The 26898-nt window shown below is 57.8% G+C and carries 22 protein-coding genes and 2 tRNA genes; 8 read left to right on the top strand and 16 right to left on the bottom strand.

The annotated features are described in order from the left end of the window. Positions 1 to 114: 114 nt before the first annotated feature. From ACX80E_RS15265 to dnaA, 12 genes are all read right to left on the bottom strand, one after another. Entirely contained in the window at positions 115 to 987 is an 873-nt protein-coding gene (locus tag ACX80E_RS15265) for a DMT family transporter (RefSeq protein WP_459302881.1), read from the bottom strand. 73 nt (positions 988 to 1060) lie between these two features. Then, positions 1061 to 1136, bottom strand: a tRNA-Ala gene (locus ACX80E_RS15260). 40 nt (positions 1137 to 1176) lie between these two features. Further along, a complete protein-coding gene (locus ACX80E_RS15255) occupies positions 1177 to 1296 on the bottom strand; it encodes a DLW-39 family protein (protein ID WP_459302880.1) in 120 nt (39 codons plus the stop codon). Positions 1297 to 1332: 36 nt separating this feature from the next. After that, positions 1333 to 1406 (bottom strand) — tRNA-Ile (locus tag ACX80E_RS15250). Positions 1407 to 1527: 121 nt separating this feature from the next. Next, positions 1528 to 2085, bottom strand: a complete 558-nt coding sequence (locus ACX80E_RS15245) for a DUF3566 domain-containing protein (protein ID WP_459302879.1) — start codon at positions 2083 to 2085, stop codon at positions 1528 to 1530. Next, positions 2082 to 4727, bottom strand: a complete 2646-nt coding sequence (gyrA, locus tag ACX80E_RS15240) for a DNA gyrase subunit A (RefSeq protein ID WP_459302878.1) — start codon at positions 4725 to 4727, stop codon at positions 2082 to 2084. The genes ACX80E_RS15245 and gyrA overlap by 4 nt, the downstream gene beginning before the upstream one ends. Positions 4728 to 4797: 70 nt before the next feature. After that, positions 4798 to 6834: a DNA topoisomerase (ATP-hydrolyzing) subunit B gene (gene gyrB / locus ACX80E_RS15235; RefSeq protein ID WP_459302882.1), complete on the bottom strand. Its 2037-nt coding sequence runs from the start codon at positions 6832 to 6834 to the stop codon at positions 4798 to 4800. A 398-nt stretch (positions 6835 to 7232) separates the two neighbouring features. Beyond that, entirely contained in the window at positions 7233 to 7823 is a 591-nt protein-coding gene (locus ACX80E_RS15230) for a DUF721 domain-containing protein (protein WP_459302877.1), read from the bottom strand. After that, a complete protein-coding gene (gene recF / locus ACX80E_RS15225) occupies positions 7816 to 9036 on the bottom strand; it encodes a DNA replication/repair protein RecF (RefSeq protein ID WP_459302876.1) in 1221 nt (406 codons plus the stop codon). The genes ACX80E_RS15230 and recF overlap by 8 nt, the downstream gene beginning before the upstream one ends. A gap of 21 nt (positions 9037 to 9057) precedes the next feature. Beyond that, a complete protein-coding gene (gene gnd / locus ACX80E_RS15220; protein WP_459302875.1) occupies positions 9058 to 9945 on the bottom strand; it encodes a phosphogluconate dehydrogenase (NAD(+)-dependent, decarboxylating) in 888 nt (295 codons plus the stop codon). Between the two features lie 59 nt (positions 9946 to 10004). After that, a complete protein-coding gene (dnaN, locus tag ACX80E_RS15215; RefSeq protein WP_459302874.1) occupies positions 10005 to 11129 on the bottom strand; it encodes a DNA polymerase III subunit beta in 1125 nt (374 codons plus the stop codon). A 461-nt stretch (positions 11130 to 11590) separates the two neighbouring features. After that, positions 11591 to 13027, bottom strand: coding sequence for a chromosomal replication initiator protein DnaA (gene dnaA, locus ACX80E_RS15210; RefSeq protein WP_459302873.1), 1437 nt, complete (start codon positions 13025 to 13027; stop codon positions 11591 to 11593). 567 nt (positions 13028 to 13594) lie between these two features. On the opposite strand from dnaA, the gene rpmH reads away from it, so the two are divergent. From rpmH to ACX80E_RS15170, 8 genes are all read left to right on the top strand, one after another. Continuing rightward, the gene (gene rpmH, locus ACX80E_RS15205; RefSeq protein ID WP_044569795.1) at positions 13595 to 13732 is read left to right on the top strand and encodes a 50S ribosomal protein L34; all 138 of its coding nucleotides are present in this window, start codon (positions 13595 to 13597) and stop codon (positions 13730 to 13732) included. A gap of 55 nt (positions 13733 to 13787) precedes the next feature. Continuing rightward, the gene (gene rnpA, locus ACX80E_RS15200) at positions 13788 to 14213 is read left to right on the top strand and encodes a ribonuclease P protein component (RefSeq protein WP_459302872.1); all 426 of its coding nucleotides are present in this window, start codon (positions 13788 to 13790) and stop codon (positions 14211 to 14213) included. Further along, positions 14210 to 14605, top strand: a complete 396-nt coding sequence (yidD, locus tag ACX80E_RS15195; protein ID WP_459302871.1) for a membrane protein insertion efficiency factor YidD — start codon at positions 14210 to 14212, stop codon at positions 14603 to 14605. Before rnpA ends, yidD begins: the two co-directional genes overlap by 4 nt. An 18-nt stretch (positions 14606 to 14623) precedes the next feature. Beyond that, positions 14624 to 15586: a membrane protein insertase YidC gene (gene yidC, locus ACX80E_RS15190; RefSeq protein WP_459302869.1), complete on the top strand. Its 963-nt coding sequence runs from the start codon at positions 14624 to 14626 to the stop codon at positions 15584 to 15586. Continuing rightward, positions 15586 to 16113: a Jag family protein gene (locus ACX80E_RS15185; protein ID WP_459302868.1), complete on the top strand. Its 528-nt coding sequence runs from the start codon at positions 15586 to 15588 to the stop codon at positions 16111 to 16113. The genes yidC and ACX80E_RS15185 overlap by 1 nt, the downstream gene beginning before the upstream one ends. 83 nt (positions 16114 to 16196) lie before the next feature. Beyond that, a complete protein-coding gene (gene rsmG / locus ACX80E_RS15180) occupies positions 16197 to 16835 on the top strand; it encodes a 16S rRNA (guanine(527)-N(7))-methyltransferase RsmG (protein WP_459302867.1) in 639 nt (212 codons plus the stop codon). Between the two features lie 74 nt (positions 16836 to 16909). Beyond that, a complete protein-coding gene (locus tag ACX80E_RS15175) occupies positions 16910 to 17965 on the top strand; it encodes a ParA family protein (RefSeq protein ID WP_459302866.1) in 1056 nt (351 codons plus the stop codon). 86 nt (positions 17966 to 18051) lie between these two features. After that, positions 18052 to 19062, top strand: coding sequence for a ParB/RepB/Spo0J family partition protein (locus tag ACX80E_RS15170; protein ID WP_459302865.1), 1011 nt, complete (start codon positions 18052 to 18054; stop codon positions 19060 to 19062). 1458 nt (positions 19063 to 20520) lie between these two features. On the opposite strand, the gene ACX80E_RS15165 is transcribed toward ACX80E_RS15170, so the two are convergent. The 4 genes from ACX80E_RS15165 to ACX80E_RS15150 form a co-directional block, all read right to left on the bottom strand. Further along, on the bottom strand, positions 20521 to 21123 hold the full coding sequence (locus ACX80E_RS15165) for an integrase core domain-containing protein (protein ID WP_459302864.1): 603 nt from the start codon (positions 21121 to 21123) through the stop codon (positions 20521 to 20523). Positions 21124 to 21155: 32 nt separating this feature from the next. Beyond that, positions 21156 to 21320 carry a hypothetical protein gene (locus ACX80E_RS15160; RefSeq protein WP_459302863.1) on the bottom strand — a complete coding sequence of 55 codons (165 nt, stop codon included), beginning with the start codon at positions 21318 to 21320 and terminating at the stop codon, positions 21156 to 21158. Positions 21321 to 21454: 134 nt separating this feature from the next. Continuing rightward, positions 21455 to 21730: a helix-turn-helix domain-containing protein gene (locus ACX80E_RS15155; protein ID WP_459302862.1), complete on the bottom strand. Its 276-nt coding sequence runs from the start codon at positions 21728 to 21730 to the stop codon at positions 21455 to 21457. A 2822-nt stretch (positions 21731 to 24552) separates the two neighbouring features. Next, the gene (locus tag ACX80E_RS15150) at positions 24553 to 26463 is read right to left on the bottom strand and encodes an HNH endonuclease signature motif containing protein (protein WP_459302861.1); all 1911 of its coding nucleotides are present in this window, start codon (positions 26461 to 26463) and stop codon (positions 24553 to 24555) included. Between the last annotated feature and the right edge of the window lie 435 nt (positions 26464 to 26898).

Raw genomic sequence — 26898 nt, 5'->3', positions numbered from 1 at the left:
CCAAAGGAACCAAAGAGTCGCTTGCGGAGGAACGGATGGGAGGAACGTGGGTCCCGGGTCTTCGGATCTGGCCCCCACTTTTTTGTTTCACAAACTATTTTTGCAGCTGTTGCGTCATTTGGGACGTTTGAGGCCGCTGCGTCCCTGGCGCAGAATCACCACTGTCAGGCCCGCCAAAATCAGTCCAAGCCCCAGGTAGGTGCCTGATGGCAACTCTTCCGATAAGAAGATGGCAGCCAGAAGTGCGGCCCCTGGGATCTCTACAAGAATCATCATGGACACCACGAGTGGGGAAATGGTGGCCAACAGGTAGTTAAAGATTGTGTGCCCCAAGAGTTGCGCAGCCACAGTGACGCCAAGGATGCCCCACCAGGCCTCCGCGGGGATGTCCACCAGCGGCTGGCCCAAGGCCAAACACATGACCAGCAGGATCACCGAGCACAGCGAGTAGCAGAGACTTGAATAGACGCCCGTGGAAAGGCTTTTGCGCGCCTTGGCCCCCGCCAGAGTGTAGATGGCCGCCAGCACGCCCCCAGCGACAGCCAGAGCGTCTCCAATGAGGGCTTCAGGGGAAACACCCATATCAAAGCCCGTGATCACCAGCACGCCGAGCAGTGCTGCCCCCAAACCCAGCAAGATGGGTTTTGGCGGCTTTGCACCCCTAACCCACTGGAAAAGGGCTATCCAGGCCGCCTGAAGGCACACAAGGGCAGTAGCGGCTGCCACGCTTGTCATCTTCACCGAGGTCACAAAACATGCGAAGTGAAGGGCCAGCGCTGTTGCGGCAATAGCTGTGTACTTCAGTTCCGGGCGCGTCAGTGATTTAAGGAATCCAGGATTCTTCAGCAGCACCGGCGCACCTAGCGCGAAGGCGCCCAAAACGTTGCGCCATAGGGCGATCGTTAGTGCGGGTGCTGCGGTGGCTGCCATGATCGGGCCGGAAGCCGAGACGCCCAAGATGCCCACAATGGCAAGGATCAATATCACTGTTCAAGCGTAGGCGGTTGCGGGCTGAATTAAAACAAAACAACCCCGGTCCAAAGACCGGGGTTGTTTCCCATGGTGGAGGCACGGGGACTCGAACCCCGAACCCCCTGCTTGCAAAGCAGGTGCGCTACCAATTGCGCCATGCCCCCATGAGGCTTGTTCAGTATATCTGAAACATATTCAAAAGATTCAATTGACTGAATCTGTTGCCTTGCTCCAGGTTGCCTTCGCAACTTTGGATTCCTGCCACTTCTTATTCAAGAAAACCGCTGCGCTGAGAGCTGCGACCAAGATCAACAACTTCTTCACTACAAACCATCCTTGCCTAAGAACCTTTTGGTTCCGTGGGCGCACCAGGACTTGAACCTGGGACCTCTTCGTTATCAGCGAAGCGCTCTAACCGCCTGAGCTATGCGCCCTTCCGACCCTCATCGGGCCGAGACAAAACTTTACCGCACACTTTCCCTAAATCCCAAATCGGCGGGTCGTCGGCTTTCTGAGACCCGCCGATTCAAGGATTTATAGTGAATTTCTTTGGTGCTAATCGTCTGTCAAAGTGACGCCGATGCCGCCCACCAAGGTGGCCGAGATGTTGTACAGGAACGCCGAAAGCACCGAAAGGGTCGTCAGCAGCAAGACGTTCACCACGGCAACGATCGTTGAGAACGACGCAACCTGTCCCAAGGAGACAATCGTCAAGAGGTCAATGGGAGTGCCACCCTCTTTGCCTTGGATGTCGTTGATGAAGGAGTTGACAGTGTCAAACAGTCCAATGGTGTCCAGTACCGTCCACAGCACAATCGACGCAACAACGGTGACAATACCCAGTGCGACAGAAAGCAGGAAGGCCATCTTAAGAACTGACCAGGGTTCAACCTTGCTCACCAAGAGCCGAGCCCGGCGGGCCTTTGCCTTAGGTGCGGGTTTGACCAGCGCCGGTGCCGTTTTCGGCGCAGGCTTCGGTGCGGGCTTAGGCGCCGCCTTCGACGCAGCACTGGCCTTAGATGCCGGCGCTCCGCCAGGTCGCTGCGGGGGGCGCCCCGGGGCACCTACCCTTGGGGCGGAACCAGGCCGCGGAATCGGGTTATTGGCGCTCAATCGGTACCTCCAGTTGTTCCGTCTTCGTCGCTTAACGGTACTTCATCAAGCTGCGTCTTTCCTTCGAGCGCACCGTCAACAGCTTTTTCGGGGATCTCAGCCTGTCCTGACTCATCTTCGTCATCAAGGCCCCGTTCGCTGTTTCGCGCAACCTCAATAATGCGGTCATTCTTGTCCGGCTTGGCAAAGATGACACCCATGGTGTCACGGCCCTTGGCAGGCACTTCAGAGACGTTGGAGCGCACTACCTTGCCGCCGCTCATGACCACCAGGACCTCATCATCCTCGCGAACAATCAAGGCGCCAACAAGGTCTCCGCGGTCTTCTGCGAGTTTGGCAACCTTGATACCCAAGCCGCCTCTTCCCTGCAAGCGGTATTCGCTAACGGCTGTGCGCTTGGCATAGCCGCCTTCCGTGACAATAAACACATATGAGTCGTCGGTAACCACGTCTGCCGCAAGCAGCTCATCAAAGTCGCGGAACTTCATACCCGTGACACCCGATGTTGCCCTGCCCATGGGGCGCAAGGCCTCATTGGTGGCAGTGAATCTGATGGACTGGCCCTTTCGGGAGACCAGGAGCAGATCGTCGGTGTCCGAAACCAACTGGGCGGAGACCAGTTCGTCGCCGTCGCGCAGGTTGATGGCAATGACACCGGCCGAACGGTTGGTGTCGTAATCCTCCAAGGAGGTCTTTTTGACCAGACCATTCTTGGTGGCAAGCACCAGATAGGGGGACTGCTGGTAGTCCCTGAGTTCCATCACCTGGGCGATTTTCTCGTCGGGCTGGAAAGCCAGCAAGTTCGCAACATGCTGGCCCTTGGCGTCGCGGCCGGCTTCAACAAGTTCGTACGCCTTTGCCCGGTATACGCGGCCCAGATTGGTGAAGAACAGCAGCCAGTGGTGGGTGGTGGTGACAAAGAAGTGCTCGACGACGTCGTCGCCCCGGAGCGCTGCACCCTTGACGCCCTTGCCGCCACGGTGCTGGGACCGGTAGTTGTCGCTGCGTGTGCGCTTCACATAGCCGCCACGGGTGATGGTGACAACCATTTCCTCTTCAGGAATGAGGTCTTCCATGCTCATGTTGGGGTCGTAGCCCATCATGATTTCGGTGCGTCGATCGTCACCGAAGCGGGCGGTGATCTCGGCCAGTTCATCGCTAACAATGCCGCGCTGGACCTCGGGATCAGCCAGAATACGGTTGAACTCGGTGATCAAGCCTTCCAGCACGTCCCGGCGGTCCATGATCTTCTGGTGTTCCAGAGCGGCCAAACGGCGCAACTGCATATCCAAAATGGCCTTGGCCTGGATCTCGTCGATTTCCAGCAGCTGGATCAAGCCATCGCGGGCTTCCTCAGTGGTGGAGGACCGTCGGATCAGGGCAATGACCTCGTCAAGGGCGTCGAGCGCCTTCAACAACGCGCGCTGAATGTGCGCTTCTTCTTCCGCCTTGCGCAGGCGGAACCTGGTGCGACGCACAATGACGTCCATCTGGTGAGTCACCCAGTGACGAATGAACGCGTCAAGAGGCAGCGTGCGCGGCACACCATCAACAATGGCCAGCATGTTGGCGCTAAAGTTTTCCTGCAGCTGGGTGTGCTTGTATAGATTGTTCAGAACAACCTTCGCAACGGCGTCACGCTTGAGGACAACCACCAAGCGCTGGCCGGTACGGCCGGAAGTCTCATCGCGAAGATCAGCAATTCCGGCAATCTTGCCGTCCTTGACCAAATCGGCAATCTTGATGGCCAAGTTGTCGGGGTTGGCCTGGTAGGGCAGTTCCGTAACGACCAAGCAGGTGCGGCCTTGAATTTCTTCAACGTTGACAACGGCACGCATGGTGATGGAACCACGGCCTGTCCGGTAAGCATCCTCAATGCCCTTGCGCCCCAATATCTGGGCACCTGTGGGAAAGTCAGGGCCCTTGACACGCTCAATCAGCGCCTCAAGGAGCTCTTCCCTGCCCACATTGGGGTTGGCCAGGTACCACTGCACACCCTCGGACACCTCACGGAGGTTGTGTGGGGGAATGTTGGTGGCCATGCCCACGGCAATACCTGAGGACCCGTTGACCAACAGGTTCGGGAACCGTGAGGGCAAAATGGTGGGCTCTTGGTTCTTGCCGTCATAGTTGTCCTGGAAATCGACAGTTTCCTCGTCGATGTCGCGCACCATCTCCATGGCAAGTGGTGCCATCTTGGTTTCCGTATAACGCGGAGCGGCAGCACCGTCGTTGCCGGGGGAACCGAAGTTGCCCTGCCCCAAAGCCAAGGGGTAACGCATGGTCCAGTCCTGAATCAAGCGAACCAGGGCGTCGTAGATGGCCGTGTCACCGTGCGGGTGGTACTGGCCCATGACCTCACCCACCACACGTGCGCACTTGTTGAAGGAGCGTTCGGGGCGGTATCCGCCGTCGAACATGGCGTACAGTACGCGGCGATGCACGGGTTTGAGCCCGTCACGCACGTCGGGGAGGGCACGGCCCACAATGACGGCCATGGCGTAGTCAAGGTAGGAGCGTTTCATCTCCTCCTGGAGATCTATTTGCTCGATCCTGTCGTGCATTACATTGCCTTCAAGGACGTCATTTCCCGTGGCATCCACGGTGGTTTCGTCAGGATTCTGAGGGGTTTCGTCACTCATGATTTGCTATATTCCATTCCAAATATATGTCTGATTCGCACTATAACTAGGGGGCCATGCTTCGCCCTGGCTAGATGTCGAGGAACCTTACGTCCTTGGCGTTTTGCTGGATGAAGTTACGTCGTGATTCCACGTCTTCACCCATGAGGATGGAGAAAATCTGGTCCGCTTCGGCAGCATCTTCCATGGTGACCTGCAACAGTGTGCGGTGCGCCGGATCCATGGTGGTGTCCCACAACTCGGTGTAGTCCATTTCGCCCAGACCCTTGTAGCGCTGGATGCCGTTTTCCTTGGGGATGCGGCGCCCGGCAGCAGCACCGGCAGTCAACGCTGCGTCACGCTGCTTGTCCGTGAAGACATAGTCGTGCGGCGCGTTGGACCACTTGATCCGGTACAGCGGCGGCTGGGCAAGGTATACGTAGCCGTTTTCAATCAACGGACGCATGTAGCGGAATAGCAGGGTCAGCAACAGGGTGGTGATGTGCTGGCCGTCAACGTCGGCATCAGCCATCAAGACAATCTTGTGATACCGGGCCTTGGCAACGTCAAAGTCTTCACCAATGCCGGCGCCGAACGCCGTGATCATGGCCTGGACTTCGGCATTTCCCAGGGCGCGGTCGAGACGTGCGCGCTCCACGTTCAGGATCTTTCCACGCAGAGGCAGAATGGCCTGCGTGGTTGGGTTCCGCCCGCGTACCGCTGAACCACCAGCGGAGTCACCCTCCACAATGTAGATCTCCGACAGTGCAGGATCCTTGGACTGGCAATCCTTGAGCTTGCCAGGCATGCCGCCGGACTCCAACAAGCCCTTGCGGCGGGTGTTTTCGCGGGCCTTGCGGGCCGCAAGACGTGCTTGCGAGGCCTGGATGGACTTGCGAATGATGTCGCGGGCGGGCCCGGGGTTCCGTTCGAGCCAGTCACCCAGACCGTCGGTGACCACGCGCTGGACAAATCCCTTGACCTCGGAATTGCCAAGCTTGGTCTTGGTCTGGCCCTCAAACTGGGGTTCGGACAGTTTCACGGAAATGACGGCTGTGAGGCCTTCACGGATGTCGTCCCCTGTGAGGTTGTCATCCTTTTCCCTGATGATCTTTTCCTTGCGGGCATACCGGTTGATCAGTGTCGTCATGGCGGCGCGGAAACCCTCTTCGTGGGTTCCACCCTCATGGGTGTTGATCGTGTTGGCGTACGTGTGCACGCTCTCCGAATAGGCGGTGGTCCATTGCAGGGCAAGTTCCACGGCCATGCTGCGGGAGGCATCCTCGGTTTCAAAGGCAATGACATCCTCGTGGATGACGTCGACCTTCTTGGAGGAGTTCAGGTGCTTGACGTAGTCAAGCAGACCGTCTTTGTACTGGTAGACGACCTCGCGCTTGCCTGTGGTGATGTCCTTGCCCTCGGGAATGGCGTCAAGATCGGGGTCTTCGTCATTGACGTCCTTGCTAGGGCGCTCGTCAGTGAGCGTAATCTTCAAGCCCTTGTTCAAGAACGCCATCTGCTGGAAACGCGCGCGCAGAGTCTCAAAATCAAACTCGATTGACTCGAAGATCTGCGGGTCCGGATAGAACGTCTGCGTGGTGCCTGTTTCGGTGGTGACCTCACCCTTGACAAGTGTGCCTTGAGGCTTGCCGCCGTCGGCGAAGCTCATCCGCCAAACGAAGCCCTTACGCCGAACTTCCGTGTCAACCCGGCGTGACAGGGCGTTAACCACTGAAATGCCCACACCGTGCAGGCCACCTGAGACGGCGTAGCCGCCACCACCGAATTTTCCGCCGGCGTGCAGGATGGTCATGACAACCTCAACCGTGGGCTTGCCCTCTGTGGGGTGAATGTCAACCGGAATGCCACGGCCGTTGTCCACTACCTTGACGCCACCGCTGGCTGTCAGGGAGATTTCAATGTGGTCGCAATAGCCTGCCAGAGCCTCATCGACAGAGTTATCCACCACCTCGTAAACCAAGTGGTGCAAACCGCGCAGACCGGTGGAACCGATGTACATGCCAGGACGCTTGCGGACGGCTTCCAAGCCCTCCAACACAGTGATATCACTGGCATCATAGTGACTGGTGTCTGCCGCTTTCGCGGTTTTTTCAACCTCACTAGACAGCGTGTTTTCCGACTCTGGATTCACGGCACTATCCGAATTGTTCGTCGTCACAGGCGCGTTCGACCCCTCTTATTGTTCAGCTCGATTGCCAACGTTGAGACAGGGCACGACTCTCACGTTCCCGTGCATCGAGTCCTCGTTGAAGGCAGATAAATACCGCTCTCAACGAAACCAAGAACGAGCCACAGCGCCGCGGAGAGACAGTTATGGCCCAATTCTACCTTGAGAATGGTGTATGCGCGCTCTCAACGTGCCCTAGGCGGGGAGAAAAGCGGCTCAGAACGCAATCGTTATTCCATCTTTAAGGGGATGTACACCCCAGGGGGTTCGAATCGTCCTGCAGGGCGTTATCCGCTGCCCGTGGTAGCGCTTTGGCTGGTTCTCTCCCGCGGTTGGAATTACCCGTAGGTGTCTCGCGGACCGCGTCCCTTGACATTGCGGAAACCCTTGCGCCAACTTGGCGCAGCCGGACCGAGCACCAGAATTTTTGTCACCACGCCACGGCCCAGGTCGCCATCAAATTTGGCCAGCAGCGATGATGAGAGCAGGCGCAACTGGGTGGCCCAACTGGTGGAATCACATCTAACGTGAAGAGTAGTGGCCTCAAAGCTTTCTGGTTGGCAGTGGGCGGCGATCTCCGGACCCACCAAGGTGTCCCATTGGGCCATGACCGAACCCACGGCCAGCGGGGAACTCCATCCCCTGTCCGAGACCAGCCGGCTCACAACGTTGCCCAGACCCAAGGGGTCCCTCCCTCCACCATATTTGGCGTCAAGAAATGGTTGCCGCTTGGCCTTGGGCGTGACTTTTTCGCCCAGCCTGCTGCGCGGAATCCTCAGTTCGCCACGACTTTTGGCGATGGTGCGCATCCGGTTCAGGGCTGCCTGGGCGGCATCCACTTCGGTGACGTGGTCAGTGGCGGCAGCAAGTTTGCTGCGTTTCTTTCCCGTGGGATCACTACTTGAGGGACCGCTTGGCACCTCACTCATGAGGAACTACGCCACCGGGTATCACCTGAACCTTGGAGCCAGCAAGTTCCTCAGGAATGTCCTCCGCAACAGCAGCCGTCACCAACACCTGTTCGGCAGAGGCAACCATCACGGCCAATTTCCGGCGCCGTTGGGCGTCGAGTTCAGCAAAAACATCATCAAGGATCAGTATGGGCTGGTTTCCGGAAACATGCTTGTCCTCATCGAGGACATGAAATGACGCGAGCCTCAGCGCTAGGGCGATCGACCAGGATTCACCGTGGGATGCATAGCCGCGGGCCGGGGCCTGACCCAACAACAGCTCAAGTTCGTCCCTATGGGGTCCCACCAATGACATTCCTCGGTCCAATTCGCGGGACCTGGACCTTTGCAACTCGGCGCCATACATGTCTACCAGTTCCTCGACGCTGAAGAGTGAAAGGTCTAGTCCGTCAGTTGCCTCGGTGTGTTCTACGCCGTCGACAGTGTCGGGGGAGGCGCCGTCATACGGGGAAGGATCAGCCAAACTGCTGATGTAGTTGGCTCGCAGAAGTTTGGCACCGTCCGTCAGTTGGGCATAGGCCTCTGCCATATGGGGGCGCAGGCGGTTGAGTAGAGCCAACCGTGCCGCCAACAGCTTCGCGGCGACAAGTGCCAGGTGTTGGTCCCACACATCCAAGGTTGCCAACTGCACTTCCGACACACCGGACCGCGAAAAATGTGCTGCCCGGGCAGACTTCAGCAAGGCGTTGCGCTGCTTGAGTACCCGTTCATAGTCGCTGCGTGTGGCGGCATGTTTCGGTAGCAAAACCACCAACAAGTCATCCAAAAAACGGCGCCGGTTGCCGGGGTCACCCTTGACCAACGCCAAATCCTCCGGCGCGAACAAGACTGTTCGGCAGATGCCCAAAATGTCCCGGGACCTGATGGGGTTGGCCCGGTTGATCCGGGCACGGTTGGCCCGCGAGGCGTTGATCTCAACCTCAATCATGACCTTCTGTTCGGCACGCACCAGCTGGGCCCGGATGAGCGCCCGCTCAGTGCCGAAACGCAAAAGGGGCCCATCCTGGTTCACCCTGTGCGAAGACAGTGTTGAGAGGTAGCCAATCGCTTCAACAAAGTTGGTTTTTCCCCATCCGTTGGAGCCAACCAGCACTGTCACGCCCGGGCCCAGCGTCAGATCGACCTGAGCATAACTGCGGAAATCGGTAAGAGAAAGATGTTCAAGATACATTGAGCTGAGATTTATCCACTGTCAGGAACCGGCAGGTTTTGTGGCGTGTCCACCAAATTGGTGGCGCAAGGCCGAGACCATTTTCATGGCTGGTGAGTTGTCTTCACGGGAGGAGAATCGGGCAAAAAGCGCAGCCGTGATGGCTGGTGCGGGGACAGCATTGGCAATGGCTTCCTCAACCGTCCACCGTCCTTCACCGGAATCCTCAACGTAATCATCGATGGATTTCAGTCCAGGATCCTCATCGAGCGCCTTCACCATGAGATCCAGCAGCCAGGAACGAACGACTGTTCCCTTTTGCCAGGCGCGGAACGTACCGGGCAGGTCTTCGATGATGTCCTTCTTGGCGAGGAGCTCATAGCCCTCGGCGTAGGCCTGCATCAAGCCGTACTCGATACCGTTGTGAACCATCTTGGCGTAGTGGCCGGCCCCAATGTCACCCACATGAACAAAGCTGTCGGCACGCTCACCTTCGGGGCGAAGCACATCCAAGACTGGCAATGCCCGGGCAATGTTTTCCTTGGATCCGCCAGCCATCAGGCCATAGCCATTTTCCAGGCCCCATACACCGCCAGACACACCAACATCCATGAAACCGATGTTCTTTGCGGCCAACATTTCGCCGTGTTTCTGATCTTCAGTAAACCGTGAGTTGCCACCATCAACGAGCAAGTCGCCCGGTTCAAGCAGTTCGGCTAGTTCATTGATGACCGACGACGTGATGTCACCGGAAGGAACCATGACCCACATGAGCCGTGGTGCCGGAACTGCAGCCACCAGCTCAGCCATGGAAGCTACATCGGTGACGGCGGGATTCCTGTCGAAACCTGTCACCTCAATCTGTGCTGCATACAAACGGGCCCTCATGTTGAAGCCCATTTTTCCTAGTCCAACAAGTCCAATATGCACGATCGCGTTCCTCTTTTTCGTGGTTTTGGTGGCTCATCGTGCGGCAGCGATGATGCGTGTTACTGGTTTGGGAGCCTGACCGGCATGACCAGGTAACGGTATTCGTCACGACGTTCGCCATCAATGTCATCCTGGGCACTGAGCATGGCCGGTTTGGGAGCGGAGGTAAAAGAGAACCTGACGTACTTGCTGTCGAAGGCACTCAACCCTTCACTGAGGTAGTGCGGGTTGAAGGCAACAGTAATGTCCTCGCCAAACAACGTGGCCTCAAGGTTCTCCGAAGCCTGCGCATCCTCACCGGTTCCAGCATCCAAGGTCAGCTGACCGTCCGTGAAGATCAACCGGACAGGCGTATTGCGCTCTGCAACCAACGAAACGCGGCGGACCGCCTCCGCCAGGGCATGAGTTTCCACTGTCGCGTGGATGGGAGTGTCATTGGGGAACAATGACCGGATCTTGGGGTAGTCACCGTCAACCAACAATGAAGTGGTGCGCCGTCCGCCACTCTCGAAACCGATGAGTTCACTGTTTTCCGACAGGGCAATGTTGATATTTCCTGAGCTGCCCAAAGTCTTGGCTACTTCGCTTAGGGTCTTGGCCTTGACCAGGGCACCTGTCGAGATGTTGGGGGAGCTGGGATTCCAACGAATTTCACGCAACGCCAAACGGTACCTGTCTGTGGCCAGCAGAGTGATCAAGTCACCCTCAATCTCCATTTTTACGCCGGTGAGAATCGGCAGGGTGTCGTCTTTGCTGGAGGCGATGATGACCTGGGAGACAGCCTGGGCGAACGCTTCGCCATCCACGGTGCCACTGACTTCGGGGAGAGCCGGCAGTTCCGGATAGTCGCTAACCGGCATGGTGGCCAAGTGGAAGCGGCTGCTCCGACACGTCAAGGTGACCTTGTTGCCGTCGGTTTCAACATCAACCGGGGCAGCCGGCAGGCTGCGGCAAATGTCAGCCAACAGTCGGCCAGAAACCAGAATGGTTCCTTCCTCGGAAATGTCCGCAGGGATTTGTAGCCGTGCTGAGATCTCATAGTCGAAGCTTGCCAGGCTCAAAGTTCCGGCTTCAGCTTTCAACAAAAGCCCTGAAAGTACGGGAACTGGTGGGCGTGGTGACAAGGATCGTGCGGCCCAGCTGACTGCTTCGGTCAGAACATCCCGTTCGACTCGGAACTTCACGGAAGGGTGCCGCCTTTCATGGTGCGAAAAATTTGATGAACCGGTCTTGCTTCAAACCCCGGGAAGGGCTCCGAAACCAGCGGTGGAATTACATACTTTCAAACAGCTTAGCCCCTTGATGGGCCCATGCGGGTATTGGACTTTCCCTCAACGAGGGAGCTGACCGGGGCAAGGGTAAATGTTGTTTGAAACGAATGAATCTTGTAGTTAGAAGTGTTAGTAAGTCCTGTGGATACTGTGGATAAGTGTCCCTGGCCACGCAGTCTAGACGAAGTTGCCTGTGTACAGCTTGTGGGGCTCCACCGCTTTGCGCTGTGGGCGGCGGTGGAGAACTTTTCCGGCCGGTTAAACGATCCACAGCTTGGCCTGTAGTTATCCGCAGGGAGAGGGGGTTGTGCACTTAACCATCCACAGGGTTATCCACAACTGTTAATTTCAAGATTTTTCCGCCGCTTCGCGGATTAACCTTCTCGCTGCTGCTGCTTGATCTTGTTTGTGAGCTCAGTAACCTGGTTGTAGATGGCGCGGCGTTCGGCCATCAGTTCACGGATTTTTCTGTCTGCGTGGATCACAGTTGTGTGGTCACGGCCACCAAATTCCTGGCCAATCTTGGGAAGTGACATGTCAGTGAGCTCCCGGCAGAGGTACATGGCGATTTGGCGGGCTGTCACCAGGGACCGGGTCCGGGACTTGCTGCAGAGTTCTTCCAGAGAAATATTGAAGTACGCGGCAGTCTGCCCCAGGATTGCCGTCGAGGTGACCTCCTGTGCGCCGTCGTCGGTGATGAGGTCCTTGAGAACCAGCTCAGCTAGGCCGACATCCACCGGCTGGCGGTTCAAGCTGGCAAAAGCGGTGACCCGGATCAACGCGCCTTCAAGTTCACGAATATTGGTGGAGATTTTGGAGGCGATGTACTCCAAGGCATCGTCGGGAGCGGAAAGCCCCTCGCCAATGGCCTTCTTACGCAGAATGGCAATCCGGGTCTCCAGTTCAGGAGGCTGAACGTCCGTCAAAAGGCCCCACTCAAAACGTGAACGCATCCGTTCCTCGAAGCCCTGCAAACGCTTGGGCGGCAGATCGGAGGTGATCACGACTTGCTTGTTGTGGTTGTGGAGAGCGTTGAAGGTGTGGAAGAACTCTTCCTGGGTGGCGTCCTTGTTGGCTAGGAACTGAATGTCATCGATCAGCAAGATGTCCACATTGCGGTAGAGCTGCTTGAAACTAGCACCCTCGTCATCGCGGATGGAGTTGATGAAGTCATTGGTGAACTCTTCAGAATTCACGTAACGGACGCGAATACCTGTGTAGAGTCGGCGCGCATAGTGGCCGATCGCATGCAGCAAATGAGTCTTACCCAAGCCGGAGTCGCCGTAGATGAACAACGGGTTGTATGCCTTGGCCGGAGCCTCAGCAACTGCCACAGCTGCTGCGTGGGCAAAACGGTTGGACGAACCAATGACGAAGGAGTCAAAAACATACTTCGGGTTGAGCCGGCCAAATTCCTGTGACGTACTCGGCAAGGTCGGTGCGGGTTTGGATACCTGCTCGGTTCGTTCGGTGCGGGTGGGGTGTTCCGTGCGCACAACGACCGGCGCCGCAACCGGCTCTTCCTCCTTAACAGGAGGCACCAGATCTGCGTTGACGCTGAAGGCGCAGCTGATCTCTTCGGAAAATACTTGAGACAGGGCGTCGCTGAGAGCAGTGCTGAGCTGAGTTTGCAGGACTTCACGCGTTAGTTCGTTGGGAACAGCCACCAGCAATGTGTTCCCAATGAGCCCCTGGGGTTGGGTGAGGACTACAAATCCACGTTGGCGCGGTGAAACACGTTCGTCTTGTTCAAGAATCCGTATGACACGCCGCCACGAACTGCCAACGTCATTGATGTCCTCAGTGCTCATTGGCAAATCCACCCTTACTACCGGTTGGTGAACCGGGATATTTGTTGATTACGTGCGCACCGCACGTGACTTCTGTTACACATCTCAAAGCTCTGGCCAGGACGTGTAAGTAGCTGTTAAATCTCAGTAATCCACAGAGTTATGCACATCCGTGGATAACTTTCTACGGGCCAAGCCTAAGGGATGCATACGCCAGAAGATAGCGGGCGAAACCGCTTGTGGATAAATGTCACAGCAGGGCGTCCTTAACAGCACAGTCCACAGGGTTTGTCCACGAGGTTATGCACAGCTGTGGACGGTTGCTGTGCGCAAGAGTCTTGGAGGCGTCCGACGGAAAAAGGCTGGGCAGTTCGCTCTCTGAAGCCGTGCTTTGGCGGGAGCTGGTTTGACGTGGGGGACACAAATGACCTAACGTTGTGAAGTCCCATGTGTCTGCTTTGCGCTCTGGCGTGTGCCTCTTGTAAAAGGGTGGCAAATGAGCAGGCATCCATATACTTAGCGTCGACCCCTTTCTTATCCTGTTAGCTATGGGCAAGACGCATCTTTGATTGTCTTGGAGTAACTACCGTGAGCAAGCGGACTTTTCAGCCGAACAACCGCCGTCGTGCCAAGAAGCACGGCTTCCGCCTTCGCATGCGCACCCGCGCCGGCCGCGCCATTTTGGCAGCACGCCGCACCAAGGGTCGCGTAGAGCTGTCGGCCTAAACAATAACTGCTTGACTACTCGTCAAGCCTTAGTGAAGTAGCAGTTGATCGCAGGGTGCTAGCCACCAAGAATAGAATGCGGACTTCCGCCAACTTCTCACATACTGTACGTTCCGGCGTCCGCAATGGACGCCGGAACTTAGTGTTATATATGGTGTCCACTTCTTCGGATGCGCCCAGCCAAGTTGGGTTCATCGTGGCGAAGACTGTTGGGAACGCTGTGACTCGGAATCTCGTTAAACGGAGACTGAGGGAAATTGTTGTCGAGACAATTAAGCAGCATCCCCAGGGAGTCAATGTAGTGGTGCGGGCTCTGCCCGTATCCGCCATTGCCTCCTTCAGTGACCTTGTTAAGGACTATCGCAAAGCATTCTCAACCGCTTTTCCCCGTCTGCGGGAGAAAGCGGAGGAGTCTGCCCAGCCGGCACCAGCACCTGCAGTAGACAAGGCTTACGTGTCTAAAGGAGAAGATGTGTTGTGACCCCGTCACCAACTGAACCTCATGCGCCCAGGCCCTTGGCCGCCGTCGTACGTTTCTTTTGGCATCTTCCCCACAATATTCTTATTATCGTTTTCGAACTGTACCGGCGCGTCATCTCACCCACGTATGGGCAGGTGTGCCGGTTTTTTCCGTCATGTTCGGCATATGCTTTAGAAGCTGTGACCGTTCATGGTGCAGTGAAGGGTAGTTGGTTTGCTGTGCGCCGGATTGTTCGGTGCCACCCTTGGAACTCTGGCGGCCTTGATCCGGTTCCATCACCGGCCACTGTCGATTGGGATGACCCCGCAACGGTGCCCCTGATTGTCCAGCTGAATCACCCGGATGTATTTCTGGCTAAGCAACAGGAAACGCAAAGCCGCAAAGCGGCTTGAGGAGATTAGAAAAGAAATATGGGCTTCTTCGATACAATTCTGTCCCCCTTCAAATGGCTCGTGTCATGGATCATGGTCACGTTCCATGACGGCTTGACCTTCCTTGGGATGGATGCTGCCTCCGGTATCACGTGGACGCTATCCATCATCGGCTTGGTATTGGTCATCCGTGCGGCGTTGATACCTGTTTTCGTCAAGCAGATCAAGGCACAGCGCGGCATGCAGGCGCTTCAGCCGGACATGAAGAAGCTTCAGGCCAAGTACAAGGGCAAGACTGATCAGCTGTCCCGCCAGGCCATGGGACAAGAACAGATGGCCTTGTACAAGGAGCACGGCACCAACCCGTTCTCCGCGTGCTTGCCCATGTTGATACAGATGCCGTTCTTCTTCTCCCTGTTCCAGGTGCTGTCAGGTGTGGCCAAGGCCAACTCCGACAGCCAGGGCATTGGTGCCATGAGCCACGATCAGGTGGCCCAGTTTGACCAGGCAACCATTTTTGGCGCTCCGCTGTCCGCAGCGTTCCTGCCGCAGCTCCAAGGTGGCGACCTTAACGTCTCAGTTGTTGTTCTTTCAGTCGTCATGATTCTGGCCATGATCGCCTCGCAGTTCATCACGCAGAAGCAGATCATGTCTAAGAACATGTCTGAAGAAGCCATGCAGGGCCCGTTCATGAAGCAGCAGAAGATGATGCTGTACGTACTGCCGCTGGTCTTCGGTATTGGTGGCGTGAACTTCCCCATCGGTGTTTTGATCTACTGGACCACCACCAACATTTGGACCATGGGACAGCAGTTCTTCGTTATTCGCCGCATGCCTACCCCCGGCTCACCTGCTTACAAGGAATACCAGAAACGCCGCGAAGCCAAGGGCTTGCCGCTGTTGGGTGCTTCGAAGAAGAAGGTCGAAGAAGTGATTGAAGAGATTCCCGAGGTCAAGGGCCAGCGCAGCCAGCCACAACGCAAGAACAGGAAGAAGAAATAATGCCTGAAGAAACGCAACTTGCCACTGACGAAGCAACGGCCCCCGCGGGAAGCGGTGCAAGCCGTCTGGAAGAAGAAGGCGACATTGCCGCCGACTACCTCGAAGAACTCTTAGACATTGCCGATATCGATGGCGATATTGACATTGAGGTCCGCAACGGCCGCACCTACATTTCCATCGTCACGGATGAAGAATCCAGTACGCTGGCCAATCTTGTTGGCCAGGACGGGGAAGTTCTCGATGCCCTGCAGGAACTGACACGTCTGAGTGTTCTCTCCGCCACCGAGAACCGCTCACGCCTGGTGCTGGACATCTCCGGGTACCGTGACCTGCGGAACGTGGAACTGGCAAAGATTGCTGGCGATGCTGCAGCACAGATTCAGGCCGGCAGCGCATCTGTTGCGCTGGAGCCGATGGGTGCTTACGAGCGCAAGATTGTGCACGACACCATCGCTGAATTGGGTCTGGAATCCGAATCAGAGGGCGAAGGCGCCAAGCGCCACATTGTGGTGTCAGCCGCCGAATAGAGCGTGCTGGATTCGAAGTTTACAAATGGTCCCGGTCACTGCCCCAGGCAGTGGGCGGGACCACGGTTAAGAGGACACAAATAGTGGTGGAATTAACTGCACAAGAAGCCGTTGCAGCCGAACGCATCTTTGGTGATCGTTTGGATCTGGCCGAGCGCTATGTGGAGCATTTGGCAACGTCGGGGATAGAGCGTGGGCTTATTGGTCCGCGTGAAGTGCCCCGCCTGTGGAGCCGGCACGTGTTGAATTGTGCCGTTGTGGCGGAACTGATTGCCGACGGCGCCAAAGTTGCCGATGTGGGTAGCGGCGCAGGGCTCCCGGGACTGTGTTTGGCCATTGCCCGCCCCGACCTGTACTTGACCCTGATCGAGCCGTTGGAGCGGCGCGTGGTCTGGCTTGAGGAAGTCGTCATGGACCTTGGGCTCAACAACGTGGAGATTGTGCGATCGCGCGCTGAAGCCGCCATTGGAAAAGTGGAATGCACAGTTGTCACGGCCCGAGCAGTTTCTGCCCTGGATACTCTGGCCACGTTGACCATCCCGCTGCTGGGCGGGGAGGGTGAACTCCTGGCCATCAAGGGCAGAAGCGCCGAAGAAGAAATCACCAAGGCGGCCAAAACGATTAAGAAGCTTGGTGGCTACCAAACAGAAGTCCTGGTGGCTGGTCAAGGCGTGCTTGAAGAACCCACCACAGTAGTTCGGGTTAAGGTGAAGCGGCGCTGATCCACACTCGTGTGGGTTGGAACCGATAGGCTAGAGGTTGGCAACCATTGCCTGAGGAAAGTGAGAGTGTCAGCGTGACCAGTAGCGAAGCAGTTTCGCAACGGATCCCCCCGTTCTTGACGTTGGGGTCGGCACGTTCAAATGCCTCAAATCAACCTAAAGTAGTTGATATTTCGCACAACGACACCGAAGTGGATGTTTCACGTGAAACGGACCCCATTTCCGCCATTCCGCTGGACCCTAACCTTGACGACAGTAGCCCCATTGCCAGTCAGTTGGTCAATGAAACCAAGCGACGTGAGCGGCTTCTGGGGCGCAAGCTGCCGCGGCCTTCACGCACTCGAATTCTTACTGTGGCCAATCAGAAGGGCGGGGTTGGCAAGACGACGACAACTGTCAATGTTGCCGCTGCCCTCGCGTCCGCAGGACTGCAGGTGCTCGTCATTGACATTGACCCTCAGGGCAACGCCTCTACCGCCCTGGGCGTGCCGCACCATGCCGACATTGACAGCATCTACGATGTCTTGATCAATGACTTCCCCATGGCAGATGTCATTGCAGAGTGCCCAGATATCGCAAATCTTTACTGTGCACCGGCTACCATCCACCTCGCCGGCGCCGAGATTGAACTTGTATCCTTGGTAGCGCGTGAGCAGCGCCTACGGCGCGCGATTGATGAGTATGTAAGGTTCCGCGAAGCTGAGGGGCAGAAGCGTCTTGACTTCATCTTCATTGACTGCCCGCCGAGCCTGGGACTCTTAACAGTCAACGCCTTCTGTGCGGCCAATGAGGTCATGATCCCCATCCAGTGTGAGTACTATGCGCTTGAGGGATTGAGCCAATTGCTGAAGAACATCGAGATGATTCAAAAGCATCTGAACTCAGACCTGGTGGTTTCAACCATCTTACTGACCATGTATGACGGACGCACCAACCTGGCAGCGCATGTGGCGGCAGACGTCCGTGAGCACTTCCCCAAGCAGGTCTTGCGGGCTCTCATTCCACGTTCTGTCAGAATTTCCGAGGCGCCCAGCTACCAGCAAACCGTTATGACGTATGATCCGTCATCTACAGGGGCGTTGTCATATCTAGAGGCAGCCGCGGAATTGGCGGAGCGGTCCCCGGAATAGTCAGTACCTCGGCTAGGAACTTTGCAGTTTACAATGAATTTCAACAGAGCCCACTACTTGGGGTTCATTCAACGGAAGAAGTCTCAATGACTGACAAGCGCAGGGGCCTTGGTCGTGGTTTGGGTGCCTTGATACCCAACTCTTCCGGTGACGAGACGGGATTCTCGCAGCCCACACGGCCAGTGGACTTGTTCTTTCCTGAGCCCAAGGGGCGCAAGCCCGCCGGTGCTCCCGTGCGAGGCGCCAAGAAACCGATCGCGGAAGCTGTGGAGCTCGTAGAAGTTCCTGGCGCACGCTTTTTGGATCTGCCGGTTGGTCAGATCCACCCGAACCGCAAGCAGCCCAGAACTGTTTTCGATGAAGACGACATGGCTGAGCTTGTACACTCAGTACGCGAAATTGGTGTTCTGCAACCTATTGTTGTGCGTGAGTCGACCGAAGTGGGCGATCAACCGTACGAGTTGGTCATGGGTGAACGCCGTTGGCGTGCCAGCCAGGCTGCCGGCCTGGAGACGATCCCGGTAATTGTTCGGGATACCAGTGACGACAACCTGCTGCGTGATGCACTTCTGGAAAACCTGCACCGCAGCCAACTCAATCCTTTGGAAGAAGCGGCCGCGTATCAGCAGTTGTTGGAGGATTTTGGCACCACCCATGAACAGCTGGCTGACAGGATTGGCCGTTCACGCCCCCAGGTGTCGAACACGCTTCGTCTCCTGAAGCTTCCACCGGTGGTGCAGCGCAGGGTAGCGGCAGGCGTGCTGTCTGCGGGCCACGCTCGCGCTTTGCTTGCCTTGCCCGAGCCCGGAGCCATGGAGGAGCTTGCACAGAAGATCGTGGCTGAGGGTATGTCAGTCAGGGCCACCGAGGAGGCCGTGCAGCTATATCAAGCACCGTTGAGTGGACAGAAGCCTGCTGCGAAGAAGCCAAGCCCTCGCCACGAGCGTTTGGACTTCTTGGCTAGCTCGCTGGCGGACCGACTGGACACCAGCGTGAAGATTTCGCTTGGCGCCCGAAAGGGGAAGGTCAGCATTGAGTTTGCCTCAGTCGAGGACCTCAATCGGATCATGGATGTGTTGAGTCCCGGCAGCAACTAGTTCTTTTGTCTGACTAGCGGCAGTGTTTCACGTGAAACACTGCCGCTAGTGGCTTAAAGGCGGTTCGTCAGGAATGATCCTAAGCAACAGTTTCGCGAGTCAGAATTTCTTCAAAGAGGGACCCTGGAGTCGATTTCAAGCTGCGGGTCTATGTTTCACGTGAAACGGACGGTTCAATCCTCACGGGCGGCTTTGACCCGAGGATGAACAGGATACCGAGCTCAGACTGGCAAATCAGACCGAAGTCAGTCCAAAGCGACGACGGTACTCCGGCGAAGGCTCCCGGCATGAGTTCTGCGCGTGCTGTCGACTCCGCCAGGTGCGGATACTGGAGGTGTAGTCGCGGACGGCGTCACGTTGACCGTCTGACGCAATGGCGACAGGTACCGGAGTTCGTACTTGGTGGGGCTACGAGAACAAGGACCACTATCTGAAGAGATGAAACGCGATCGTTCCGTGCCAGCGATCTCCATGCTGTCCTAGCAAGGTCGCGTAGGCCTTAGCGTGAACTTGGGGCACCCGCCGCCCTCAGGGGGCCGCTGGGGCTCTCCTGCGCATCGTACGAGTAGCGGACACCGCAAGAGCCTCCGGGGCAGCCCAGGGGCTCTGGCAGGCCTGTGAGGTAGCTGAAGACAGGTATCGTTCGGGGGTGCCTTGGATGCCCAGCACTCTTGTTGTCACGAAACTGGTGCGAGTGCTCTGGCTCCAACGAAGCGGTGGTCAGCTGTGAACCGAGCGTTGCCGTTGACGGTTGTCGCTCATGCGCCGGAGGGGAAGTTTGGTGGCTGGACTGCCGAGGCTTGCCGCGCAATGGATGTGGGATTCCGGGATTGTGGGCAACAATGTTTCACGTGAAACGGGGGATCGTCGTTGCCAACTGGTTGCGCACGGTAGAGGTATGCCACGAGTGTCGCGGCAACGCTACGAGCGCCGTCCTCCGAACCCCCAGTGTGCCAGGGGTTCCGGGAGCGCGGGCTAACTGGCAGCCTCTTTCACCGGGCACACCCGATCACCACTTGTGGTTGCCGGATTTTGAATGCCAGATGGAGCGTTGGCCACACAGTCTCTTGGCCAACATTCAAATTGATCCTCGCGACAGTCGTTTCACTTGGGGAGCAGCCGCTACCTGTCATAGTCAGGAAGCGCCCGGGCTTCCACGAGCCGTTGGGATTTTCCTCGCCGAAGCGGGACTATGCTCGAGTAGTTGCTCAGAAGGCGCGTGGCTATGCCTGCGTTGCTACTGACGAGTTTGGCCAAGTCTGCAGATGCACAGCGTGCCGCAAGATGAACTCGCCGCTAGAAGTAGATGGCTTCATGATGCCGAATCCCGCAGACTCATTCTGTGGTGGCGCTGGACTCCCACCAACTAGAACCGCGTGCTCCCGCAGCGGCGACACAAAGGGGACCCGTGGGTTCGTGAGAGGCATCAAACCTGCATGTGATGTCGCGGGACATAGTTCATCTATGTCTCGCGACATCGTTCTTTAAGAGTGGTCCTCGGCTTGTGCTGGGGCTTTTTCTTTTTGCTTGGGAGTCCTTCGTGGCGTAGAGACTGTATTCGCCGAGAATTTCACCGGTGTTTGTCTGGATGACGGTGGCCGCGGTGTCGGCTGCGAGCACTGCGATGTCTTTGTCGATGTGTTGGCGTCCGACACCTAGGTGAAGGAGTTTGCCTTGGTAGCGCAGGGACACTTTCCCTACTGCATCGATCTTGTCGGTATGTACCCGATGGCGTGTGCCGGAAGCAGGGCCGTGGGGTGAGTCCTTCGGGACTGTTTCGTAGGCCTGGGCGGGTGTGCGCCTGTTCAAGGCCCGGTGGGGGTGCTCGGTGTTGTAGACCTGAGCGAATCGGGTCAGGTCCTTGTTAAGTCGTTCAAGTGTTACTGCCGGGTCCTGAATGGCGAGCCAGCCCTTGAGGGCCTGGTGGAACCGTTCAATCTTGCCTTGTGTATGTGGATGGTTCGGCGACCCGTTCTTTTGCTGGATCCCTAGATCGCGCAAGGTCTTTTCAAAGGCATTCAGTCCTCCCTTGCCGCTTGCCAAACGGGTCGTGAAAACCATGCCGTTGTCGGTCAACGTCGAAGCGGGAAACCTTATCGCTCCGCAGCCTCCAGGAATGACTCGAGCACCACGGCACCGGTCACCGTCCGGTGGGCGGTGCAGGAGATCAGGTATCGGGAGTGGTCATCGAGGAAGTTCAGGATCTCCATATCGTCGCCGCTTGCCAAGGACCAGTGGGTGAAATCCGACTGCCACATCTCGTTGGGTTGCCCGGCCTCGAAACGGTGCCACGAGGACCGCGGGCGTTTGTGGGGCTCGTCGGTGACCAGCCCTGCAGAGTGTAGGATTCGATGGATAGTTGAGGCAGCAGGGACGGGAAGGTCCTCGACTTTCAACTGTCAGGCAGTGGTCTCCGCCCCGGCATCAAGGCCCTTCTGCGTGAGTTCACGACGCAGCGACAGGATGCGTGAGCGCACCGTTTCCTGGGTCTGTTGCGGGCCGGAATGCGGGCGCTTGGAGCGTGGAAGTACCCGTCCTCACCCAGGGCCCTGTGCCTGCGCATCAATTCATACACCCAGCGTCGGCTCACACCGAAGCGCTCGGCGGCCTGCGCCGGGGTCAGCTTGGCCTGGACGATGGACTGAGTAATGAGCTTGTTCTTTTCCATAACCCATCGTTGCCCCGTATGAACGATGTCGCGAAAGATACCAGCTGGCAATCATCGGAACGATGTCCCGCCACAGGGACTGACCGTCAGGTTGAGCGTCATGTCTCGCTACACTGATGAACTGTCACCGTGCATCATGTCCCGCTACAGCTATGAACTATGTCCCGATTTCGAACAAGGCATCAAACCTGCATGCCATGCCATGCCATCTGCGATCTGCGTCCTGCGTGCTGCTGGATTTTGTCGTTCCGAAGTAGGTGGTCCTGATCCGTCGTGATTCTCCACGAACTTGCCACACCACCCGCCTGTAGGGACACTGATCTGTTGCCGAGCTGAACCATGGGCCCTCTCAGATACGGCAGCGGACAACGATGGTCGTGACGTGCAAGGTGTTCGCCGGACAGACTATTGTGCCCACCGCGTAGTCTGAGGCGTTGATCCTGACGGTCCGGAGTGTCTCTTTAGGCTCGTGACGTGGATGTGCGGCCTGCCTCCAAGCCTCTGTGTTCTTGATGCTGGACGGCAGCCAATTGCTGACAATGCCTGGGTGTCAGTTGGAGGTGGACTGGTGCGGACGGTCCTGGTGTCGACGCATCATCATAGGTGCCACAACGGAATGTCGGGAGGATGAGAACACCACACTGCCTACGCGAAGGTTGAAGTGGGGTTTGCCATGTCGCCGCCCTACCGCCGCCGGGGCCGCAGTGGAGAGCACAGTTGTATAGACGGTGAGCCTCAATGAGATCTTTAGCCTGGGTGAAGAACTCTTCCCTGGCTCGATGCATCTGTCTGAGAATACTGGAGTTGTGGCAGGGACCAGCCAGCCTTGTTCCATTTCTCCGGGCCGAGTAGTTGGGAACCTTGCTGGCCGCGGCCGCGCACTCGCCTCGCATCCAAGGGCCATTGCGACACTGACACACACTGACGATCGCGCGATCCGGCGCCCGATTCTGAGCCAAGGAACTTGCGAGCCTGATGTTGAGCTGGAACAGATCTCTTCCGCCCCTGCACTTCTGTCGAAGTCAGGGGCGGGGGTGTTGTGGTTGCGGCCCGGCTGCAGATGAGCTTCCTGCACAGCCCGGAACGCATATGTATGAAGATCATCATCATCGCCTGCCGCAAACGCTACGTAGTCCGGTGAATCCTCCCCGGCATCATCAATGACTGGGCACATTGGTCGTGCCCTAGCAGGCCAAGGGATCCACGATTGTTTGTTGCCACGGGGTGGGATGAGGTTCCATGGAGTATTCGCCACGTTACAGAATCACGGGACTGAACCGGTGATCGCAGATCAGGCCAACGCAGTTGGTGTCCGACCAATTGTTGATGTCGGGACCGAAGATCGGGAGGCCATCGGTGATGCACGCTCGCCCTGGAACCGCTCATCCGTAGCGCCGTTCAAACAGGATTCCACACGGCGGTTTACACCCGGTTTACACCCGGGGCTGAGGTTTGATCGGGCGCACTCACCCGAGGATCGACCGTGCTGATTGAAGAGTGTCCTGACGTCGCTATTCGCTCGATGCTAACGCCAATCCGCGGTCTCGATGTCCCTGGGGGAGCTGGCATCAAAAACGCTGCCGAAACTCTACTTCGCGTCGGTCACAACATCATGTTCAAGGACGCTGTGCCCGCAGCGGCGTAGGCCGGCGTCGCACCAACGTCCCAGCGTCCCGAGTCCGAAGGGGCTCCAACAACTATGAGCATCCTTGACCGTCAGGAACCAGGGAACTGAAGGACTTGCATCCCGCTCAATCTGGATGGGGAGCAGCCACGCCCGATCCTGTCGGCCCACCACGTGCGCCAACGATGGGAAGGAGAAAGTAGATGGCCGTGTCATGCGTCTGTTCAGAAGCAGTGACGGCGTCCCTTGCGCCATCGACTCTAGTGGCTGTCGGACGGGCTGGTACCCGCAAGCAAAGAATGTGCTTCCCTGACCAGAACCCGGCGTTACAGGCCAGACTGAATCAGGCGTGGGATCCGTCTGATCGATAACTGTCACCCGCGTCTTGACATGGTGGACACGACTCAGGGAATCGGTATGCCGACACTCATCCGCCAGTTTCGCTCAGCCACTGCAAGCGGGCCATCACTATGGTTGTTGCACCCCCTGTGAACTGCCGAGAATGCCTCAGCATCGCGGCAGGCTAGGTACCTGTCACCGGAGCAAATTGCTCGAGTCCTTGAGGAGGATGATCCTAAGTCGAGCCCGCCGGGGGAGCCCTGGCCTACCTTTCCTCGGTACTAGCATCTCTACTTCAGCTGATCCTGCATCCGGTTCTGCGGCCCGACAGTTGAGATAGTCCCCGATGGCGGGCCGACCCGCGGGAAGCGGTGGAGGGAGTTGTGGTGCGTTGCCGTTTGCAAGATGATGGCCAACGCCGCCAAACAACATGCGTGGTGGGGAATCAGGGTGGGTCAGCGGTGTGTCTCGACGGCAGGAGCTGGACCGGAGCTACTGGCGCCCTCCAGTCGAAGAGCAATCAGCGGGCGATGCAATCCTCCGGAAGTCGCCATCGAAGTTTCACGTGAAACAAGGAGTTGGCGGGACCTTCCGCCGATGTTCCAGACACGGAGTCCGTAGGACGGTTGGGGGACATAGCGAGACTGGCCTGTGGTGGCCCTGCTGCCAAGCCTGGGTTGCGAGGCACGGACCCGAGCCCGCCTGTCCATTGACAGGAATGTGATGCTGTTTCACGTGAAACGACGACCAGATCGCCCGGCTGCACTCCTCCGAGATGGGGGTCGGCGACGTTCACACAGAAAGCTCAGTCGGGTGGTTCGGGGTCTGCACCGGAGCAGCCGGAATCTTCCAAGTGCTCTCAGTCGGGGAGATCTGTGTCCTGACTGGCTTGGTAGATGGTGTTTTCGACGTGCTTCTTGAGCCATTTGGGGTATGAGGCGGGTTGTGTTTCTAGGGGCTGGGGTGGGTGGTAGCGGCCAGCGGGTGAGGTCCAACCCGGGCGGCCACTGGGAGTCATGACGGCCGTCCAACCACGGAGCTTAATGGCGCGCCGTTCGGGGATTTGCGTCTCCCAGAAGCGGCCGTCACGGGTTTTGCCGTCCTTGAAGTGCTTGCTCAGGTGGTGGCGTTTGCAGAGGAACTGAAGGTTGTCCACAGTGGACTTCCCGCCTTTCTCCCAGGGCAGGAGGTGGTCGAGGTGGGCGAGGGAGGCTTTGGCCGTGCAGCCGGGGAATTGGCAGTAGTGGTCCCGACCGCGCAACATGAGCCGCATGGCCTTGCCAACCCGGTAGGTGTCCGGGGCCAGGTCCAGGGGCTCATTGCTGATCGGGTCGGTCAGGACGCGATAGAAGCTGGCGGAACTAGCGAGCAGGCGCCGGGCGATTTCAATACTGATCGGTCCGTACCCTTCGAGGACGGCTGGGGTGTTGACGTGTCCCAGCAAGGATAAGGCCGGCACTGTCACTAGCACCATGGCTCTGGGCAGGGGTGGCCCGTCAACCCCGCTGTCGGCACGCTGGGCCATGGTGTCGATACTGCTGGCAGGAACCAGTAGTGGGGGCGCGGCGTTGGGGTGCCAGTCGGGGTGGTTGCGGATATCGGGGTCCGTGTAGTTCGGGTCTTGGTAGTCCGGGTCCTCAAAGACGGGTACCAGCGAGTCAGGGATCCGGTATCGGCCCGTGTCCCTGTCCGGGAACCGTGCCCCGGCACACGGGTCAGGCTCGATCGGGAAGAACTGTGGCTCAGGCACCGGGCGAGAATCCTGGGTGGTGCGCGGCTCCGCACTGCTGCCGGTACTACAAGCCCGGCCATCAGTGTCGTTAATGTCGGCGTGGGGCGATGTGCGGGTGGGTGTTGGCGGGGTGTGGATGTTGTTCTGGGCCAGAGACTGGTTCAAGAGCAATGCGGCGGCTACGTCAGCGCGGAGTTGGGTCAAGGTGCGGGGTTCGTGGGGGCCCTGGGCGGTTTGGGCGGTGAGGGTACATTGGTCCCAGATTCCCTCGATCGTGGCTGCCGGGGCGTAGAGGTTAAGCCAGGACATGCCGTCATGGGTGCGGCTGACACTGAGGGCCCGTTTCTGAAAAGCATTGCGGGTGCGTGCGGAAATGCTCTCCGGGTGGAGACGTTCGCGGAGTCGGCGGGCCTTGTCCTTGAAGCTGTTCAACGAACAATCCCGAGCCTTGCCCAGCAGCTGGGTTTCGAAGCTGGTGGTATCGGCGAGGCCGTTGTTGCGTAGCAGTGTGGTTTCCTCGGCGATGATGACTGCGTATCCCCAGCCCAGTTCACCGCTGCTCAAGCGTTCCAGCGTGGCGGGCAGCTCACGAACCACTGCCGTTGAATGCTCCACGAGTCCGTTGGCCGCGGCCTCGCTGATGCCAAGGATCGTGGCAATCTCCGCAGTGGTCCCGGATGTGGAAACCTCATTCTGCCACCTGTCCAGTCCCAACAGCCTGCGCTCCAGCGCCGCGGCACTGGCGAAACGTTCCAGCACTTCAGCCAGGGACGCGGTGGCCCGGTTCTGCAAGGCGTTGAACGCTGCCACGATTCCCACACATTCATCCATGAGCGCCTGGACCACGCTGAGCTGGGAGGGTTCGATGGGGACCGGGCCAGGCGCGAGGGTTGGCAGACGCGGCAAGGACGCCAAGGCAGCAATGTCGGCATCGAGGGGTTCAATGGAGGGAAGCACAATCCCAGTAACCAGCTCCGCCACAGCTGCTGTGGTGGATGAACCATCCCGGCCTTCCGGGAAATTCACTGAACCGCCCATACCACAAGTATAGATGATATGTGTGAGAAGAGCAATAGAAGTGAAGATTACTAGAATACATATTCCATAGAGCGTAGTAGCTAATGCCACCGCCTGCCGCTGGAGATGCATCCATGAGGAGAAATGCGTTTCACCTGCCGCGGCGCTGGAGTTGAGGAACACTGCCGGTGGAGACTTTTCAACGGAGCACACGCGGCCGCCGTGTGCGGGGCTCAATGAAGGGTGGCACGCGTGACCCGCGCAGTGTTTCACGTGAAACGCGTTTCGGGTCGAATATTCGCAAATTTCCCGATCAGGCGAACCTTCAAATGCGCGCTTAGAATCAATCTGGGAGAAGTCAAAATGCTGACTTAAAGGGGTGTGGGGGGGGGGGGGGAGGGGGGCACCGCAACCCCCAACACACACCCCGACACCCCCCCACACCAACACAAGCAC

This window comes from Arthrobacter sp. TMN-49, assembly GCF_054511095.1.
Note: the sequence above shows the minus strand (reverse complement) of the source record. Positions and strands in the feature narration are given on the sequence as shown.

Coding starts and splice junctions, on each gene's coding strand:
- ACX80E_RS15185 (WP_459302868.1), top strand. CDS start 15,586: ATGCCTGAAGAAACGCAACTTGCCACTGACGAAGCAACGGCCCCCGCG.
- ACX80E_RS15165 (WP_459302864.1), bottom strand. CDS start 21,123: ATGGTTTTCACGACCCGTTTGGCAAGCGGCAAGGGAGGACTGAATGCC.
- ACX80E_RS15170 (WP_459302865.1), top strand. CDS start 18,052: ATGACTGACAAGCGCAGGGGCCTTGGTCGTGGTTTGGGTGCCTTGATA.
- yidC (WP_459302869.1), top strand. CDS start 14,624: ATGGGCTTCTTCGATACAATTCTGTCCCCCTTCAAATGGCTCGTGTCA.
- recF (WP_459302876.1), bottom strand. CDS start 9,036: ATGTATCTTGAACATCTTTCTCTTACCGATTTCCGCAGTTATGCTCAG.
- ACX80E_RS15160 (WP_459302863.1), bottom strand. CDS start 21,320: ATGTGGCAGTCGGATTTCACCCACTGGTCCTTGGCAAGCGGCGACGAT.
- ACX80E_RS15150 (WP_459302861.1), bottom strand. CDS start 26,463: ATGGGCGGTTCAGTGAATTTCCCGGAAGGCCGGGATGGTTCATCCACC.
- dnaA (WP_459302873.1), bottom strand. CDS start 13,027: ATGAGCACTGAGGACATCAATGACGTTGGCAGTTCGTGGCGGCGTGTC.
- ACX80E_RS15230 (WP_459302877.1), bottom strand. CDS start 7,823: ATGAGTGAGGTGCCAAGCGGTCCCTCAAGTAGTGATCCCACGGGAAAG.
- ACX80E_RS15155 (WP_459302862.1), bottom strand. CDS start 21,730: ATGGAAAAGAACAAGCTCATTACTCAGTCCATCGTCCAGGCCAAGCTG.
- gyrA (WP_459302878.1), bottom strand. CDS start 4,727: ATGAGTGACGAAACCCCTCAGAATCCTGACGAAACCACCGTGGATGCC.